Here is an 18,304-nt window from a genome sequence, read left to right as displayed (position 1 = left end):
AACCCTTATAGAGAAAGGCATTTAGCGATTTTTGTCAATTGTTTTTGCTCTAGAGCGAACTAATCAATTAAGTCTCTTGCCAGATAAGGATTTAGTCGATTTATGCCCCCCTATCGAACCATACCAAGTAACGAAGAACCAAATATCTTCCCCAACACCCTAAAACCCTAAAAACCTAAAACCCCAACACCCTAAAACCCAAAACCCAACCCACCAATGGAAAATTCCTATTCTCAATTAACCGAAGACTTGCTGAAATTGGTGCAACATTTACCCCACTTGAAAGATGGTAAATGGATTCAAAGAGCTCTGGAAGCAATAGTCAGAATTGCCGGGGAGGAAATCGATCGCCTCGATTGGAAAATTTTAACCTATGCGATCGAAGATCTAGAAAAGGGATTTCAGGTATTTTACCCCTACCGTCACATTCGTAAACTTACCATTTTTGGCTCGGCACGCATCAAACCCGACAGCAGTGAATACCGTCTCGCAGTAGAGTTCGCACGTCGTATCAGTCAATACGGTTTTATGGTGTTAACCGGCGCTGGGGGTGGCATCATGCAAGCAGGGAATGAAGGTGCTGGACGGGAAAATTCCTTCGGATTAAATATTCAGCTACCCTTTGAACAGGGGGCTAATCCCCATATCATAAATGATGCCAAATTAATCGATTTTAAATATTTCTTTACCAGAAAACTATTTTTTCTGCGGGAAAGTGACGCAGTAGCTTTATTCCCCGGTGGTTTCGGCACCCAAGATGAGGCCTTTGAAACCCTTACCCTCTGTCAAACCGGTAAATACGGACCTGCACCCCTAGTATTAATTGATGAGCCTGATGGGGATTACTGGCAAACTTGGCAAGAACAAATTAGTGAAAATCTGCAAAAAAGAGGACTGATATCCGCCGAAGATCGGAATTTTTATACAATTACCAACGATCTAGACCACGCTTGTCAAACAATTCGCCACTTTTATCGGGTGTATCACTCCAGCCGTTTTGTGGGAGAATCCTTTGTTATTCGTCTTAATCACGAACTAAGCGGGGAACAGATCGAACAAATTAACCAAAACTTCGGCGATATCGTAGTTAAGGGTAAAATCGAACCTAGTCAAATTCTAGAACGAGAGAATCGGGATTCCAGCCACCATTTACCTCGTCTAGTTTTTTACTTTAACGGCAAGAGTTACGGACGCTTGTATCAGTTAATTGATCACATCAACGATTTAAGTCCTGTAGTGACCCTCGAAGAGCATCCCGAAAGAAAATAAACCCTAGGCTAGAGTTTCCGGACAGTATCCTAAACCCTTAGTAAATTGTTGCCGAAAAGCCTCTATATCTTGCTGATCCGGGGTACCATGGGACACGATCGCCACTTGGTAACGACGCATGACATCAATAGGAGATTGTCCCGTTTCCAAACTCCAAAAAACCATCTGGAGACGCATTTCCGGTTGATAGGGAATCCCTAACTCATTCATGTAGGCGCGAAAATCCCCGTGTTGGCAAGGAGTAAGCATTTGATTAAACTTGACCTTGACCACCCAACCGTTAATCTGATGGATAACCGTCATGACGGAGGAGGGTAGATGAGTCATCGATCGCAGGTATTCGGTGACTCGTAGCGTTAGACTAGCGTTAGCAAGAAAATAGAGATAGTCCATAGTGGCCGCTGGGATGTTGGCTAATAGTCACGATTAGTGTTATATCTCTAGTCTGACGATAAACCGTTCCAGATACCAAGGGGAGAAATCCCCGATTTAGTGAAGTTCGCCTGGGTAGAATTACCCAACTTTTGCGAAGATCTTTATGATGATAACGACGATGATCCCTGACCAATCACTCTCCAGCTACGATTATCACCTTCCTCCGGAGTTAATTGCCCAAAATCCCGCAGACCCCCGAGACAGTTCCCGTCTTTTGGTGTTAGATTCTCCTAATAGTCATAATTTGGCTATTTTTCGGGATTTACCCACTTGGTTAGAGCCGGGGGATTTGTTGGTTCTCAACGATACCCGCGTGATTCCGGCCCGTTTATTTGGACGTAAAACCACCGGCGCACCCATAGAAATATTACTATTGGAAGAACAAGATAACTATCGTTGGTTATCCCTAGTGAAACCTGGAAAACGCTTTAAAGTCGGTTCAGAAGTCCTTTTTTATCCGAAAACAGGGCGAACGGAAGACCAAGCAAAATTATGGTTAGCGAAAGTAATCGATCGAGATCTAAACACCAGTGGTCGTCTGCTAGAATTTCAACGTCATCCCGGACGCAGTTTTTGGGATATGTTGGAGGAGTACGGTCATATTCCATTCCCCCCCTACGTCACCGAATCAGAGGCGGAAGAAGACCGTTATCAAACAGTTTACGGTTATAAACAGGGTTCTGTGGCCGCTCCCACGGCCGGATTACATTTTACTCCCGAATTATTCCATAAGCTCGCCCAGAAGGGTATAGATACCGCCTATATCACCCTTCATGTGGGAGTGGGAACCTTTCGTCCCGTGGAAGTGGAAAATATTACAGAACACCTAATGCACCAAGAATTTTTGCAGATTTCCGCCGAAACTGCCGAAAAAATCGCCCAAACAAAGGCTAGAGGTGGCCGGGTTATCGCCGTAGGAACCACGGTAGCTCGCGCCTTGGAAGGGGCAATTAAAGAAACTAAGAGCGATAAATTAACCGCTTTTCAGGGAAAAACCAATTTATTTGTCTATCCGGGTTATCAATGGCGGGTTATCGACGGCATGATCACTAATTTTCACCTACCCAAGTCCAGTTTGATGATGTTAGTCAGTGCCTTAGTCGGACGGGAAAGACTACTGGCATTGTATCAAGCAGCTATCCAAGAACGTTTCCGTTTCTATTCCTTCGGTGACGCTATGTTAATCCTACCCAGCGCTTGCAGCAGTAATCGGTAAGTAGTTGGGCAAAATTACATCCACACCCTAGAAAGAAGGAGGAGCAGAACTGCGGAAAGGGCAACAGGAAAGGGGAAAAATATGTGTAAGCGGCCCGCGCATCTAAATTGGTCTAGGTCGATTATCGAACCACCTCTAGCCTGTTGTCTATCCTAACCAAGAAATGAAAAGAAAAGATATTAAAATTGGTCGCCGCTATTCTAGCAAACCCCTGCAAATATTTTTAATTATTGCGTTCATCGTCGCCGCTCCCTTTGCTATTTTTTATCTTATTGCCTTGGCCTATCTCTGGCAAGGCGATCGACTTTTGGCCGCGGGGGAGAAGGAATCGGCTCTGTCTGCTTACCGAACAGTTTTATCTTTTCACGAAAATTCAGTCCAAGCCCATATAAAAATCGCTCAGGTCTTGCAAAGTCAAAAACGCTATTCTGAAGCCTTACAAGCATATAATCGTGGCTTTATCGTTAATAATAAACCACCGATGGAACCCTCCCAAAGTAATTATTTAGTGGCTTTGGGGGATATCTTCGCGCAGGAGGAAAAATGGTCAGAGGCGATCGATGCTTACCAAAAAGCAATTATCATTAAACCAACTTTTAAAGCGCAATTTCAGCTAGGAAAAGCCCTCTATAGTTCACAACGTTGGGATGAGGCGGCGAAAGCTCTGCAAGCAGCGGTTTTTCTCGATCCTACTCAGGGAAAAGCCTATTTTTATCTGGGAAAGGCCTACAGTGAACAGCAACTCTGGCCAGAGGCCAGTTATGCCTATCAGCAAGCTCTAGAATTGATACCTAATCAGGGTGAAACCTACAAAAAATTAGGAGAAACCCTAGCAAAACAGGGAAAATGGGAGGAAGCAGAGCAAATATATCGACAGGCTTTAATTTACGCCCCTAAAGATGGGGATATTTATAATTATTTAGGTAAAGCTTTAGCGGAACAGGGAAAACTAGGGGAAGCCATGGCAGTTTTTCAACAGGCGCGCCAAATTAGTCCCAAGAATGCTAATATTTACGAAAATCTCTGTTATATCTATATCAACAACGGTCAGATCGATGAGGGTCTAAATTGGTGTCGGCAGGCCGTAGAAATTGATCCCAATTTATCAGAAGTTAGATTTATTTTAGAGGAAATTCAACGGGGGCGATTGATTCACGACAATCCCGAATTATTAAAAATGCCAGAGATAATTCCCAGTGTTAAGAGTGATCCTCTGGTGAATTTAAAACGCTCAATTGTTAAAATTGTCATTCGTGGCAAAAATAACAATGGTATCGGCACTGGTTGGTTATTAAAACGAGATCAAGATACAGCTTGGATCGTGACTAACCGCCATGTGGTTACGAATTACCGTCAAGAAATCGATGCAGGGGCGCGCATTTTTGTCGAGTATTATAGCCAACCACCCCAGGGAAAAATTCCCAAGCGTTCAAAAGCTAAAATTCTCCACACTACCCCCCCTAACGACTGGCTCGATTTAGCAGTATTAGAGGTAAAAAATCCCCCCCCAGATTTAAAACCTTTAGCTTTAGCGCCCCTACCAATTGCCGCTAATCAACCAGTAATCTCGATCGGTAATCCTTTTAATCAAAAAGATTGGACTGTCAGCAAAGGCACTGTTAATGATAATAACCAAAAATCCTTAAGTTTGTCCATGTTTGTCGTTTCTGGACAGTCGGGAAGTCCAGTTTTAAACGATAAAAATCAAGTGGTGGGAGTGATTTCCCAAGCGAGTTTATTTTGTGATGATCCCTCCACTCCTAAACCCCTAGAAAATGCCGTTAAATTGGGCTGCGGTTTCGCAATTCCCATTGACAGGGTGCGAGAAAGGTTAAGGGAGTGGGAATTATGAATTGGGAAGCGGGGAAGTGGGGAAGTGGGGTGTGGGGAGGTGGGGAAGCGGGGTGTGGGGTGTAGGGTGTAGGGTGTAGGGTGTGGGGTGTGGGGTGTGGGGTGTGGGGTGTGGGGTGTGGGAAGTATAAATAAAAATAATCTCCTGTCTCCTGTCTCGGAGTCTCCTGTCTCGGAGTCTCCTGTCTCCTGATAACTGCTATGCTAGTCTAGGCAGAAAACCAGTCGATCGAGATCACCGTGGCTAACCAAGAAGCAACTTCCCCCGCTATTCGTCCCCCTTTATATGACCTAATTGCCCAACAAACCAGCAAATTTACCCCTTTTGCGGGTTGGGAGATGCCGATACAGTTTAGCGGCCTAAAAATCGAACATAATGCTGTCCGCAATGGTGTCGGGATGTTTGACATTTCCCACATGGGCAAATTTATCTTAACTGGAGATAATCTGGTTCAATCTCTCCAAACCCTAGTTCCCTCTAATTTAGCCCGTTTAAGGGCAGGAAAAGCACAATATAGCGTTTTACTTAACCCGGACGGTGGCATAATCGATGATATTATCTTTTACTACCAAAGCGAAAGCCAAGGCGTATTAATTGTTAATGCCTCAACCACCGATAAAGATCGAGAATGGATTTTAGGCAATTTAGAGGGTTCGGGGGTCAAATTAAAGGATTTATCGCGAGAAAGGGTCTTAATTGCCCTGCAAGGACCCAAGGCGGCCACAATTTTACAGCCCTTGGTCGGGGAAAAATTAAGCGATTTTGGCCTATTTAATCACTGGGAAAGCCAGCTTTTCGGGGAAAAAGTTTTTATCGCTAGGACCGGTTACACGGGAGAAGATGGTTTTGAAATTATGGCCGCTCCTGAAATCGGGCAGCGACTTTGGACGGAATTCTTAAATTTAGGGGTGACTCCCTGCGGTTTAGGAGCGCGGGATACCCTGCGTTTAGAGGCAGCTTTAGCCCTTTATGGACAGGATATCGACGATAGCACGAGTCCCCTAGAGGCAGGCTTAAATTGGTTGGTTCATCTGCCAGAAAAAGGCGATTTTATCGGTCGCAATGTCCTTGAAGACCAAAAACTTAATGGTGTGAATCGGAGCTTGGTGGGATTGCAGATGTCTGGCAAACATATCGCCCGTCACGATTATCCGGTAGTATTCGCTGGGGAAGTGGTGGGTAAAGTCACCAGTGGCACTTTATCACCAACTTTAAACACAGCGATCGCTTTAGCCTATCTTCCCACACCTTTCGCCTCGATCGGACAGGCGATCGAAGTAGAAATCCGCGGCACTACCTACCCCGCTACCGTCGTTAAAAAACCCTTTTATAAAAGTAAAAAGTAGGGTGCGTTAGTAACGCACCCACCAGTGTCAATCCAGTAGGGTGCGTTAGCGCAGCGTAACGCACCAAGAAAAAAGGAGCAATAATTTGGTGGGTTACGGCGAACACAAAATCAATACTAAACTGTAGCAGTTACCGTCGCCTAACCCACCCTACAGCTGAATCCTGAAAATGCAATCCGTAGACTTTACCACCCTCAGCGCCACTTGTGCCGAAATTGCCGCCACTTGGCTGCCCGCAAGACTAGAACAAGTGTATCAAATTGATCGCCAAACGATCGCCCTCCATTTACGAACCTTCGATCGCAAGGGATGGTTAATTATTTCTTGGCATCCCCAAGGGGCGCGGCTGCATATTGGTGATCCACCGCCAAAAGTCCCAGATACCTTCACTTTCAGCGATCAATTGCGTCATCAACTCAATGGTTTTGCCCTGACAAAATTAGCATTTGTTGCCCCGTGGGAAAGAGTCATCGATCTACAATTTGCCCAACGTCCCGATGATCCGGCCCTGGGGCATTTGTATATAGAAATTATGGGCAAATATAGCAATGTTATTTTAACTGCGGCTGACAATCAAATTGTCACCGTTGCCCATCAAGTCAATGCCACCCAGTCTAGTGTTCGCACCGTACAAACGGGACAAATCTATCAACTACCCCCCGTTTTATTGGCAACAAATCCCAGTTTAGAAGAATCCTTGAGCAGTTGGCAAGCCAGAGTTAGTTTAATCCCTAAAACTATCGAAAAACAGTTAGTTAGTACCTATCGTGGTGTTAGTCCGGTCATCGCTCGATCGCTGTTGCAAAAAGCCAAAATTAACCCGAAATTAAACACGGATCAGTTAGATACTAATGATTGGGAAAAGCTCTTTTCGGCCTGGCAAGAATGGTTAAAAATGCTCGAAAATAAAACCTTTCAACCGGGATGGACAAGCGAAGGTTATACAGTTATCGGTGGGGAGATGCTGGCGGCGGCTAAAAATGTCCAAGAATTATTAAACCGTTATTATAGCGACCAAATTAATCAAGAAAGTTTTCGACAACTACAGCAAAAATTAAGCCAAAAAATCACCTCTTTACTGACTAAACTGCAAACCAAAGCCGCAGGATTTCAAAGAAGACTAGCAGAATCTGCTCATGCTGATCGCTATAAAGAGCAAGGGGATTTATTAATGGCAAATCTGCAGCAAATACAGCAGGGAATGACTAGCATTAGTTTGGCGGATTTCCAGACAGGAACACCTGTAATTATTCCTCTCGATCCCGAAAGAAATCCCGTGCAGAATGCCCAATATTTTTATAAACAACATCAGAAATTAAAAAGGGCGCGGTTAGCGGTGGAACCTTTATTAGAGGAAGTGGTCAGTGAAATTAATTATCTCGAACAAGTGCGATCGAGTTTAAGTCAACTAGAAAATTATAGCAGCAGCGAAGATTTACAGGCATTAGACGAGATACAAGAAGAATTAATCCAACAAAAGTATCTAGAAAGCAATTACCAGCGTAATCGGACGAATAACAAAGAATCTGAACCCATGCGCTTTATTACTCCCTCTGGAGTAGAATTATGGATTGGCAGAAATAACCGTCAAAATGATCGGCTAACTTTTCGTAGCGCCAGCGATTACGATATCTGGTTTCATAGTCAAGAAATCGCTGGTAGTCACGTTTTACTCCGTTTAACCCCCGGTACAGTTCCAGAAGCCGCCGATCTGCAATTTGCCGCCGATTACGCCGCTTATTATAGCCGCGCTCGCCATAGTGAACAGGTTCCCGTCGTCTATACCCGTCCCAAATACGTCTATAAACCCAAGGGCGCCAAGCCCGGTATGGTGGTTTACAAACAGGAAACGGTAATCTGGGGCTGTCCTCAGAGGGTTGAAGATTACCGCAAAAAATAATTTTTTACCAAATTGTTTACTTTTTTTTACACAAAATGGGTATTGTCTGTTACAATTGTTACTAGAGAGACAAATGCAGTTCAGGCGCTTGGGAACGCAAGAACTATATTTCCTCGGATTACAACAACAAACAACAGCAAACCAGTGGTAGCAGCCGATAGTCTCGGGAAAGACACAAAAAACCGACTATTCAGGTGATATTAAAGCGACCACTGGTATTTTATCCTCACCTAACCGCTTCTGTCACTTTCCTCAACTTTCTTTTGGGTTTCCGAGACTTATTGCCCAGTTGACTGAGTTTGATTGTTGAGAATATTTGCTCTATCTTTGGGATGAAAGAGGGATAGTTGGCATCCAGCTTTTTTTGACATACCCCACGCCGTTTACGACGTGGATTCTTCTAGCATCACTGCTGTGAATTTCTGGCTCAACGAGTCCACTTGAATTAGATTCCTGGCGAAATCCAACCCAGAGGTGGTTCTCTCCCCAGACTTTCGCGACCTTACAGAAGCCTGTTTTCGGGGGCCCCTACGATACAGTTCAAAACCTCTAAAATCATTGGTTTCTTTGGTACTTGGTGCTGAGAATTTTTACCTATAGGAGCATTCCCCTATAGAACCCCATAACTCTAGTTTTCAAGGTGCGTTCATCGGTTGATGACTGGGTTTTTTAAGCGGTTGCTTACCCGGCCCCCTATTCTTAATATCATACATCCTATAAAGTCGCCCTCAAAGGGCGAGGCTTTAAACCCAATTTTTCGGTAAAGAAATTTAAACTTCACGCACAGTTAAGCCTCTTCGGCCTAAATAAACGACTAGAAACAGTTTTTTTCGGGAGGCCCAGTTTATGGATAGCCCATTAGGGACGATGAACTTTCAACAGACAGAGCTATACAAAAGAATTCAGGCATTTGCCTTGGATCGGCCAGATAGTCAATTATCTTTCAGCCAACGATTAGCAAAAGATAACGGCTGGTCCTTAGGCTATACTCAGAGAGCGATCGAGGAATACAAAAAGTTTATATTTCTAGCCGTTGCAGCAGAACATCCGGTCACGCCATCCGACCAAATCGATCAAGTTTGGCATTTACATCTGACCTATACGCGATTGTACTGGCAAGAGTTCTGTCCCAAAATTTTGCAAACCACATTACATCACGAGCCGACTCGTGGGGGTTCATCCGAGCAATTAAAATTTGGCAGTTGGTATAGCAAGACGCTAGAAAGTTACGAACAGTTTTTTGGACATATTCCGCCAATAGATATTTGGCCTAAACCCAAAGACCGATTCGGGCGAGATTTGCATTTTATCCGGATCAACACTCAACAAAGCTGGGTTTTGTCAAAACCTAATTTCACAGTCTCCTTCAAACCACAACTGCGAAAAATAGGCATCTTTACCTTTTTAGTCTTCCTTTCACTGATGATAACTAGCTGTCAGATAATCTCCCAAATTCCTAACCCAATGAATTTTACAGGTCCGGAATTTTTAACCTTCTATATTTCCCTAGTAGTGATGGGAATCGCTTTGGCAGCCTGGCTACGTTTTTCACTGTGCCTAGTTAGCGCTAATACAAAGCAGCAACCTGATTTAAATACTTACGAGATAGCTTTCTTGGCGGGGGGCAATGATCGCCTGATTATGGCCGCAATCGCCAGTTTGGTAAAACAAGGCTATGTGGAGGTATTAAAGGAAAAATCACCATTTGGAAGAACACAAAGCAAACTGGTGGTGACAGGAAAGATCGATGCTATTGCCGATCCTGTAGAAAAGGCGGTCGCCCAAGATATTTTGGCCACTGATGGGGCAATTGAACAGGTTTTCCAGAAGTCTAAAGTAATGAAAGATAGCATTCGTTCCCGCCTAGAACAGCTTGGTTTGTTTCTGAGCGATGCCCAAGCATTCAAAGCCCAAATTTATCCATCATTGATTGTGGTTATTCTTCTAGGAATAGGCTTGTGCAAAATGGCTGTGGGAATTTCTCGCGATAAGCCAGTTGGTTTACTTCTCATCTGTATATTTGGGCTTCTAGTTTTGGGAGCAAGGTTTTTTGTCAAACCACAGCGTCAGCGCAGCCGTTATGGAGAGATCATTTTTAATGATTTAACAAATCGCTTACAACCTTTAAAAACAGCCAATAGCAGCGATTCTGAACTTGTACTTGCGGTGGCGTTGTTTGGAGCAACAGTTCTGATGGCGGATATGGCTTTAGCAGACTTGTATCAAATGCTGACTCCCATAGCCGCTGCTAGTAGCGGCAGTGGTGGCGGCAGTGGCGGCAGTGATGGCGGCAGTGGCGGCAGTGATGGCGGCAGCGGCGGTTGTGGCGGCAGTAGCGGCAGTGATGGCGGCGGCAGTGGCGGTTGTGGTGGTTGTGGTGGTTGTGGTGGTGGTGGTTGTGGTGGTGGAGGTTGATTGAGTTCAAGGCTATTAACAGCCGCTCGATCGAAGCGTGATGCCGAACCGCGAACTCCGTTAAATTTGTCTGTTTTTAGCGGAAGTTCCCCCATACAGATTCTGCCACAGCAGAGGTTGTCGCTTTTTGTCAAAGGGAAACTTCCGTTGAACATTCCCGCCACGGTAGCTCTGTTAATTTCTGCCTTAATCTCCTCTCTGGTTTGATTGCTTACTGCCACCAGCCGAAAAAACCCTCCTGGAACAGGGAATTTTATCGCCTCTACTTAGGGTTTGCTGGAATAAATCTAAAAACATTGTTGGATAAGGTTTTTAGACTTTTTTCCCCTCAAAAAGTGCTGACCATTGGAGTGATCGCGGGTAAAATTCAGGGACTTTTTCCCTGAATTTTAGGTAACTGACTACCTCAAAATCGGGAAAACCCTACACCCCACACCCCACACCCCACACCCTGCCCCCACCAACAAACTTTTTCAGCAGACCCTAAGTAGCCATTTTTCAGGAGAAAAGCGCTCAGGGCAGCGGGAAAGTCTGGATATTTGCCGAGCGCTATACTTTGGCCGTGGATATCGAGACCCCAATCGGAGTTTTTATCGTAATTAGCGAGGAGAAATTGCCAAGCTTCTTCGTATTCTCCCAGGAGAATTTTCTGTGCCACATAACCGGCCAAAATGCCATTAACTTCGGCTTTTTCTTTTTTAGCTAACTGAAAAGCTTTCAACATTGCTGCTAAAGTTTTTCTTAATTCTTGGGGATATTTTCTGGTGACATCCGCTAATTTACCCTGTTGAAAAGTATAAATTCTCGAGGGAGGAAAAGAGGCGGCGTAGGAACTAAAAGCATACAAAAAAGCATTATCAACGGTGACAAATTCATAATTATTATCTCCATCTAAATCTTCAAAGGAACCACCACTACCATCTAAAAAACCCGTTTCTTCTCTAATAAATTTATCTTTTTGCCAAGTATAAATTACCAAAGATGTGCAGCAATGAGCGCCGCCGCTATAGGTGGAGACGATAATCTCATCGATGCCATTATTATCTAAATCTATTAATTCGACATAGCCAGAGCCAAAGGCACTATACTCGCTATTTTGCTGATAAAGTTGCTCGTTATAAAAGATTTGATAAGAAACATTATTAATATCAGAATTGTCATCAACTCTCTCGTTTAGGTCGATGGGTTGATAGCTAACTTGTACCTTAATTTTCCCCGATCTAACCACTTGATTTGTTAGGGGTTGACCGGCATCAAAATCGAGTTTAGTCACGGCTAAACTCGCGGCTGCATTGCCAAAAAATTGAGATAATAAGCAGCAAATAAAGCAAGTTTTGCTAATATTCATCGGCTAAGTAGCTGGTTATAATTAAATTAAAAATGGATTTTAGGTTCGATCCCCCCTGCCCCCCTTGATAAGGGGGGTGCCGATAGGCGGGGGGATCCGCCCTTAATCCCTAGGGTCGTTTCATTCTCTCAAATGTCATTCTCTCAAATCTTTATCTGGCAACGTTTTTAGTCGATTTCTCGGAATAAATATCTGAAAATTTCTAAAAACGTCGTGCTTTGCTTACCGCATAAGCGATTAAAGGTAGCAAAAAAAGAATTAGATTCAGAGAATGAATCAGCCCTACCCTACCCCCTAGTAGGTTTGATTCATGAATCAACCCTACCATGAATCAACCCTACCTTAATCCCCCCTTAATAAGGGGGGCATCTGATAATTTTTAACGCCTACCTACTTAATTCCCAGAGAGAGATTAATATCAGTGTATCTTACTTATTCTTCCCGACAATCAGCCGTTAACTTTTCGAGAAAAACTATCTAGGGTTTGCGGCAAAAAGCTTTTGGGTGGGGGCAGGGTGTGGGGTGTGGGGTGTGGGGTTTTACCGAGTTTGAGGTAGTCAGTTACCTAATTTTCAGGGAAAAAGTCCCAGAATTTTACTCCCGATCCCCGCAATGGCTGGCACTTTTTGAGGGAAAAAAAGTCTAAAAGTCTTATCCAACAAGGTTTTCAGATTTATTCAGCCAACCCCTAACTATTCCAAAGTTTTAACGCTCAAAACTTGGGGGGGTGTGGCATCGGGGGGATAGAGAAAATCGAGATTAATGTCGCGTCTGGCTCCGGGGGGAAGTTCCACCTGTACTAAAGCTTCTCCCTGTTGTCCTTCCCGTTGAACGAGATGGAAAAAACGTTCCTCGGTGCGTCCCAGGGCGTTACGATAGGTAACGCGCACTGCACCCCGGAAAAATACCGGTCCCTGGACGGGTTCAACAAATAGCAAGCGATCGAGATAATTGTCTTCTTTAATTGGGGTTTGAATACTCAAAGCCACCACCTGGGTTTTGCTGCTATTGTTATATAGAGGTAAAGTCAGATAGTAGTGAACACCGTAGTTACCGTGAGCTTTGAAAGCCGTATCGGGATAACGCACTAACATGGGAGCGCTTTGAATTTGTCTGGTTCCGAAAGTAGCTGCTGTCACCGTACTTAAAGGATAGGCAAAAGCTTGACCGGGTTGAGGAATGGTGAGATTAATTCCCCCTTTGGGATCGACAATGCGGGTTGCCCATTCCGAACCGACAGAAATTCCGGCCACGCGACCATAAAAATTTCTTCTTCCAGGGAACCATTGATCGGGGGGAGTGGGGGGAAAATCGCGAGGAGCGGCTAAATCACCTCTAACTAATAGGGTACGCCATTCCTCTAGGGTAGGGGGACGAAAGGTTTCTATTTCCCGATCTTCGATTTTGACTTTTTGGGGAACTTCGTAGAGGGCTAAATTGGCCATATAGACCGGTCCATCGCTGTAGAGACGTAGGAGGGTCGAGCGGGCGCTACTTCTGGGGATAACCAGATCGAATAGCATCCGACTTTGGCCTGGGGGAATGACGATCTGGGCGGGAAATTGGGTATCATGGCGACGACGCATGATATCGCTGGCTAAACGGGAACCGGGACCGGAAAAAACTCGGCCGTTGGGATCTTCCACCAGAGAGGGTAAATCGACAAAAGGGGCATCGGCGGAGGTAACGTAACTGACTCCTTGCAGGATGCGGATAACCAGGTTTCTGGAGGTGGGATTAGTAACGATCAGGCCCTGGTGTAAGTCGCGATTGGGATCGGTTTGACGGGCGATGTGGTGGGTGAAAACGTCAAAACGTCCTTGTAGGGGATGATTGAGATGGGCTATGGGAAAACGTTTTCCTTTGCCGGGGAAAGTAGAGAGGAGAATTCCCTCTTTTTCTACGATTTCGGGACTATTGCTATTAAAAACCAGCACATCATTCAGTTGACCGGGTAACTGACGCACTTCCTGATATTGGGTGATTAATTTCCTCTCTATCTGGGGCAAGACCGAGGCGGACTGAGCTAAAAGAATAGTGGGTAAGAAAGAAAGCATAGAGATTCTATATTTATAGGATCTAATTAAGGGTGAGTCGATGGAGATATGAAGTTATACAACAATATAGGCGAGGGTGTCCGGGCGATCGATAAAGAATCTTAATATATTTTTCAGGCCTGATCAAGTCATGTCAGGGGTGATGTGAGCTAGGGGCGGTTTTATGGGTTAGCAAGGGAGAATACCCCTTGCTATTGCCGATTTTAACCGTTACGTTGACAGTGACGGGAGCTGCTCACCCTAGCTTTAAATTTCGCCGCGAATTTCTTCGACTATGCCATCTCTAAGGACGAGTTCCACATTCATTTTGGCTACTAAGTTATCGCCTTTTTCGACCCGGAAAAAGCTTTCTAGTTGTGCTTGGGCGACTTCTTGATTGAGTTCCAAGAGTTGTACCTGTTGCAATTGTTGCAGATACTGGTTTTTTTGTTCGAGAAACTCACTTTTCTGTTGATTGACTTGGATTTGAATATTGTCAATCTGTTGGGCAGCCGCGGGGGGTAAGGGGATCAGGCTCTGACGCTGAATTTCGGCGATCGCTCTTTGGCCTTGGGTTTCTAATTGTTGAATTTGTGCGTCAATTTGAGCCATTTGTGCTTGTAATTGCTGTTGTGCTTCTTCTTTCCAGCGCGGAGTCACGATGACTTTAATTGTCACCGGGCGCTTCAGTAATAAACTGGTTTGTGCGTCATCCATGATTTGCTTATCCTAAAAAGGTCTTTTTGTCAAGGGGTTAGGGAATATTTGCCGGAAATATTTACTTGGCAAACATCTCGTTAATCATATCGCGATAGCGTTGCGTTACTACCGGTCGTTTAATCTTTAAAGTTTGGGTCATCATGCCGTTTTCTTGGGAAAAAGGCTCTAAAATTAACTCAAAGGTTTTAATCTGGTCATCGGTACGATAACTGGGCCGATTTCTTACCTCGCGCTTTAATTCTTGTTGGTAGAGAGCTAAGACTTTTTTGCTGTAGAGATCGCTAGAAAGAATCGTTGAGCGATCGCTGTGAAGATCGGGTAAATTTAAGGATATTTTCTGTTCTTGCGCCCAATTGGCCAGTATATCAAGATTAGGCACGATCAAAGCCCCCAAAGCTTTTTGATCCTGTCCCACTAGCATAATTTGGGAGATAAAGGGACTGCGTAAACAAGCATCTTCAATCGGTTGCGGTTCGATATTTTCACCATTGCTCAAAACAATTGTATCTTTGGCCCGTCCGGTTAAGACTAAATCCCCGGCAGCGGTTAACCAACCAATATCACCGCTATCAAACCAACCATCGGGAGAAATCGCTTTTTCGGTTGCTTCGGGTTTTTTATAGTATCCCTGCATCACCTGCGGACCGCGAATCAAGACTAAACCGTGTTTTTCTGTCGGTAAGACTTCTTTGCTGTGTAAATCGACAATACAGATTTCTGTCTGAAAGACGGGACGACCGGCAGACCCGCGCAGGTTATGATCGATACGACGGACGGTAGCGACGGGAGAAGTTTCTGTCAGTCCATAACCAACTAAAATCGGGATTCCCGCAATCTCATAGAAAGTATCTAGATGTCTGGCTAAGGAACCACCGCCACTTACCAAGATTTTAACTTTATTTCCCACTGCTTGGCGAATTTTGCCATAAACTAGCTTATCACCGATGGCATGGAGGGGATAGAGTAAGAGGGATTGAATTCTTGCTTTTAGTCTTTCGATCCCGGAAGCGTGAAGGTGATCTAGACTGAGATTATCGGCGATACGTTTAGCAATAACGTACTTTTCCGACTTTTCTAGCAAAAATCGCACTAATTTCTGTTTTGTGGCCGGTTGTTCGCTAAATTGTTTTTGGATACCTTCGTAAAGGGATTCCCAAAGACGGGGAACTCCCACCATTAATTGCGGACTAAATTGCTTTAAATCCTGCTTAAAAGTGCGAATACTGGTATAAATCTGGGTGCAACCCTGAGCTAGACTGAAATACTCACAACTGCGCTCGTAGGAATGCCATGAAGGTAGTATACTTAAAACTCGATCGCCGGGATCCGGTTGAAAGATAGCATTTAAGTTGCGTACCTGATGCAGCAGATTACCGTGACTTAACATCACCCCTTTTGGTTGTCCCGTCGTTCCCGATGTGTAGATGAGGGTAGCCAGATCATTTTCGCTCTTGGTGATGGGTTTAAGGGTGTTCTCAGCCCCGATCGCCATTAGTTGCTTGAAATTTAAGGTCTGCACGGAAATCGCCCCAGTAGCGGGGTCTTCGTCGGTGAGCAGCACGATTAATTTTAGGGGCAATTCAGGGATTTTCGCCAGCAATTTCCCTAAAGTTTTGTTATTTTCGACAATCAGCGTCTGACTGTCACTATCGGCCAAAATATAGGCTAATTCCTCTGCATCTGCTTGAGCAGATCGTACCGCGTTGGCTGCCCCGGCTGCCATGGAACCTTGGTCGGCAATAAACCACCGGGGACTATTATCGGCAAATAAAGCGACATTTTCGGTTTCTGTGACTCCTAATGCTTGTAAAGCGGCGGCAAATTGCTGAATTTGTTGATAAAGTTCCCGATAGGTGATAATTACTTCCGGTTTACTGTGGGGATCGTGCAGGGCGATAATATCGGGGAAACGCTGGGCCACTATTGACCAAACTTCGGGTAAAGATTGAATATTTGAATAGTCAATTAGGGTTGTCATAACAGTAGTTATAGAGAGTTACAAGGGTAATAGCATATAGATTAACCATTCTAGGCTCTTTTTGCTGGTTCTCCTAGACAGTATTTGAACAGGTATCTAGTCCTGCAAAGTTAATTTCCTAGTCGAGACTGGGAGAGGGGAGACTTTTCGGTTATCGGTGAACAGTGAACAGTAATCAGGGAATGTTACTGTTACTTAATACTGCTTACTGATTACGGAAAAGGCTGACAGCTTAGATGTATAATTAATTTTGCCTAGGTAAGTGGTTCTAATTAAGTAGAAGATAGATTTTGCCTCTGATCCCCCCCACCCCTAGTAGGGTTGATTCATGAATCAACCCTACTATAAATCAACCCTACTATGAATCAACCCTACCCCTTAATAAGGGGGGTGCCGACAATTTTTAACACCTACCTGCTTAGGTACTTAATAAAGTTGTGATTAGGAGAAAAAACGATGATTGCTTTATCTAACTATAATAATCTCACTCCAGAAGAATATCTTCAGTTTGAAGAAACCAGTCTCATTAAACATGAATATATCGATGGACAAGTTTACGCCATGGCAGGGACGACGGATACTCATAATATTGTTTCGGGGAATATATACACAATTATTCGTAATCATTTGCGGGGTTCCGATTGTCGGGTTTATTTTGCCGATGTGAAAGTCAGATTAGAGAAGCGCAATCACTTTTATTATCCTGATATTATTGTCACCTGCGATGACAGAGATAGAGAAACCTCTACCTACAAAAGTTTTCCTAAACTGATTATCGAAGTTCTCTCCGATTCTACAGAAGCTTTTGACAGGGGGGATAAATTTAATGATTATCAAACTCTAGAAAGTTTAGAGGAATATGTCTTAGTCAATAGTAAACACCAACGAGTGGAAACTTTTCGACGGGGTGAACAGGGTTTATGGATTCTGCAAACCTATCAGCAAGAAAGTTTTAGTTTGCAGAGTATTAATCTGACGGCATCTTTTCGGGATTTATACGAGGATGTCACCCTAGAAACGGTTAATGATACTCCCGAAAGTCCTTAAGAAAATCTCCTTCAACGATTAAACCCATGATTGCTTTATCTAACTATAATAATCTCACCCCAGAAGAATATCTTCAGTTTGAAGAAAAAAGTCCCATTAAACACGAGTATATCGATGGGCAAATTTACGCCATGGCAGGGACGAGTGATACTCATAATATTATCGGACTCAATTTCACTTTTATCATTCGTAATCATTTGCGGGGTGCCAATTGTCGGGTTTATTTTGCCGATGTGAAAGTCAGATTAGAGAAACGTAATCACTTTTATTATCCTGATATTATTGTCACCTGCGATGACAGAGATAGGGAAACTGCTACCTATAAAAGTTTCCCTAAATTGATTATCGAAGTTCTCTCCGATTCTACAGAAGCTTTTGACAGGGGGGATAAATTTAATGATTATCAAACTCTAGAAAGTTTAGAGGAATATGTCTTAGTGAATAGTAAACACCAACGAGTGGAAACTTTTCGACGGGGTGAACAGGGTTTATGGATTCTGCAAACCTATCAGCAAGAAAGTTTTAGTTTACAGAGTATTAATCTGACGGCATCTTTTCGGGATTTATACGAGGATGTTACCCTATAGGGAATGAAAAATAATTGCAACATCTCAAAAACCGCTGAGAGGTAAGATGAAAGCCACGACAGCATCTCTGGCCTCTCAGCCTATCGCCTGTGGCTGTTAGGTAGTGTCTAGCTAGTGACCAACTTCCAGGCTGAGACTGTTCTGGGGAGCCGCCC

Annotated in this window: 13 protein-coding genes and 1 pseudogene; 9 read left to right on the top strand and 5 right to left on the bottom strand. The window is 44.1% G+C overall.

Going from position 1 to position 18,304, the window contains the following annotated elements; genetic code table 11:
• The first annotated feature begins 216 nt into the window (after positions 1-216).
• Complete coding sequence (locus tag O9290_RS06055; protein WP_288059924.1) at positions 217-1,269, top strand: LOG family protein; 1,053 nt, start codon at positions 217-219, stop codon at positions 1,267-1,269.
• 3 nt (positions 1,270-1,272) lie between these two features.
• On the opposite strand, the gene O9290_RS06050 is transcribed toward O9290_RS06055, so the two are convergent.
• Entirely contained in the window at positions 1,273-1,662 is a 390-nt protein-coding gene (locus tag O9290_RS06050) for a hypothetical protein (RefSeq protein ID WP_002733765.1), read from the bottom strand.
• 160 nt (positions 1,663-1,822) lie between these two features.
• On the opposite strand from O9290_RS06050, the gene queA reads away from it, so the two are divergent.
• From queA to O9290_RS06020, 6 genes and pseudogenes are all read left to right on the top strand, one after another.
• Positions 1,823-2,920, top strand: a complete 1,098-nt coding sequence (gene queA, locus O9290_RS06045) for a tRNA preQ1(34) S-adenosylmethionine ribosyltransferase-isomerase QueA (protein WP_288059929.1) — start codon at positions 1,823-1,825, stop codon at positions 2,918-2,920.
• A 163-nt stretch (positions 2,921-3,083) separates the two neighbouring features.
• A complete protein-coding gene (locus O9290_RS06040) occupies positions 3,084-4,772 on the top strand; it encodes a serine protease (RefSeq protein ID WP_002756621.1) in 1,689 nt (562 codons plus the stop codon).
• Positions 4,773-5,011: 239 nt separating this feature from the next.
• A complete protein-coding gene (gcvT, locus tag O9290_RS06035; RefSeq protein ID WP_288059926.1) occupies positions 5,012-6,118 on the top strand; it encodes a glycine cleavage system aminomethyltransferase GcvT in 1,107 nt (368 codons plus the stop codon).
• 169 nt (positions 6,119-6,287) lie between these two features.
• Entirely contained in the window at positions 6,288-8,018 is a 1,731-nt protein-coding gene (locus O9290_RS06030; RefSeq protein WP_002756619.1) for an Rqc2 family fibronectin-binding protein, read from the top strand.
• An 846-nt stretch (positions 8,019-8,864) separates the two neighbouring features.
• A complete protein-coding gene (locus tag O9290_RS06025) occupies positions 8,865-10,433 on the top strand; it encodes a TIGR04222 domain-containing membrane protein (RefSeq protein WP_288086816.1) in 1,569 nt (522 codons plus the stop codon).
• A gap of 140 nt (positions 10,434-10,573) precedes the next feature.
• Positions 10,574-10,672 (top strand): annotated as a pseudogene (locus O9290_RS06020) (IS982 family transposase); the annotation flags it as partial.
• Between the two features lie 167 nt (positions 10,673-10,839).
• Here O9290_RS06020 and O9290_RS06015 read toward each other — a convergent pair.
• The 4 genes from O9290_RS06015 to O9290_RS06000 form a co-directional block, all read right to left on the bottom strand.
• Positions 10,840-11,781: a hypothetical protein gene (locus tag O9290_RS06015; protein WP_002756617.1), complete on the bottom strand. Its 942-nt coding sequence runs from the start codon at positions 11,779-11,781 to the stop codon at positions 10,840-10,842.
• Positions 11,782-12,473: 692 nt separating this feature from the next.
• Positions 12,474-13,838 carry a DUF3370 domain-containing protein gene (locus tag O9290_RS06010; protein WP_288054665.1) on the bottom strand — a complete coding sequence of 455 codons (1,365 nt, stop codon included), beginning with the start codon at positions 13,836-13,838 and terminating at the stop codon, positions 12,474-12,476.
• A 246-nt stretch (positions 13,839-14,084) separates the two neighbouring features.
• The gene (locus O9290_RS06005) at positions 14,085-14,534 is read right to left on the bottom strand and encodes a YlqD family protein (RefSeq protein WP_002756613.1); all 450 of its coding nucleotides are present in this window, start codon (positions 14,532-14,534) and stop codon (positions 14,085-14,087) included.
• 61 nt (positions 14,535-14,595) lie between these two features.
• Positions 14,596-16,515 carry a long-chain fatty acid--CoA ligase gene (locus tag O9290_RS06000; RefSeq protein WP_288054664.1) on the bottom strand — a complete coding sequence of 640 codons (1,920 nt, stop codon included), beginning with the start codon at positions 16,513-16,515 and terminating at the stop codon, positions 14,596-14,598.
• Between the two features lie 456 nt (positions 16,516-16,971).
• Here O9290_RS06000 and O9290_RS05995 point away from each other — a divergent pair, with 456 nt between their 5' ends.
• Positions 16,972-17,562, top strand: coding sequence for a Uma2 family endonuclease (locus tag O9290_RS05995; protein WP_288054662.1), 591 nt, complete (start codon positions 16,972-16,974; stop codon positions 17,560-17,562).
• A gap of 26 nt (positions 17,563-17,588) precedes the next feature.
• Positions 17,589-18,149, top strand: coding sequence for a Uma2 family endonuclease (locus O9290_RS05990; RefSeq protein WP_288054660.1), 561 nt, complete (start codon positions 17,589-17,591; stop codon positions 18,147-18,149).
• Positions 18,150-18,304 lie beyond the last annotated feature (155 nt).

It is taken from the genome of Microcystis sp. LE19-41.2A (genome assembly GCF_027530405.1).
Classification (GTDB): Bacteria; Cyanobacteriota; Cyanobacteriia; order Cyanobacteriales; family Microcystaceae; genus Microcystis; species Microcystis aeruginosa.
This window is presented reverse-complemented; position numbering and strand designations above follow the sequence as displayed.

What these genes read in the sequence shown, in the direction of transcription:
- O9290_RS06055 (WP_288059924.1), top strand. Translation starts at nt 217, where the DNA reads ATGGAAAATTCCTATTCTCAATTAACCGAAGACTTGCTGAAATTGGTG.
- O9290_RS06050 (WP_002733765.1), bottom strand. Translation starts at nt 1,662, where the DNA reads ATGGACTATCTCTATTTTCTTGCTAACGCTAGTCTAACGCTACGAGTC.
- queA (WP_288059929.1), top strand. Translation starts at nt 1,823, where the DNA reads ATGATCCCTGACCAATCACTCTCCAGCTACGATTATCACCTTCCTCCG.
- O9290_RS06040 (WP_002756621.1), top strand. Translation starts at nt 3,084, where the DNA reads ATGAAAAGAAAAGATATTAAAATTGGTCGCCGCTATTCTAGCAAACCC.
- O9290_RS06030 (WP_002756619.1), top strand. Translation starts at nt 6,288, where the DNA reads ATGCAATCCGTAGACTTTACCACCCTCAGCGCCACTTGTGCCGAAATT.
- O9290_RS06025 (WP_288086816.1), top strand. Translation starts at nt 8,865, where the DNA reads ATGGATAGCCCATTAGGGACGATGAACTTTCAACAGACAGAGCTATAC.
- O9290_RS06015 (WP_002756617.1), bottom strand. Translation starts at nt 11,781, where the DNA reads ATGAATATTAGCAAAACTTGCTTTATTTGCTGCTTATTATCTCAATTT.
- O9290_RS06010 (WP_288054665.1), bottom strand. Translation starts at nt 13,838, where the DNA reads ATGCTTTCTTTCTTACCCACTATTCTTTTAGCTCAGTCCGCCTCGGTC.
- O9290_RS06005 (WP_002756613.1), bottom strand. Translation starts at nt 14,534, where the DNA reads ATGGATGACGCACAAACCAGTTTATTACTGAAGCGCCCGGTGACAATT.
- O9290_RS06000 (WP_288054664.1), bottom strand. Translation starts at nt 16,515, where the DNA reads ATGACAACCCTAATTGACTATTCAAATATTCAATCTTTACCCGAAGTT.
- O9290_RS05995 (WP_288054662.1), top strand. Translation starts at nt 16,972, where the DNA reads ATGATTGCTTTATCTAACTATAATAATCTCACTCCAGAAGAATATCTT.
- O9290_RS05990 (WP_288054660.1), top strand. Translation starts at nt 17,589, where the DNA reads ATGATTGCTTTATCTAACTATAATAATCTCACCCCAGAAGAATATCTT.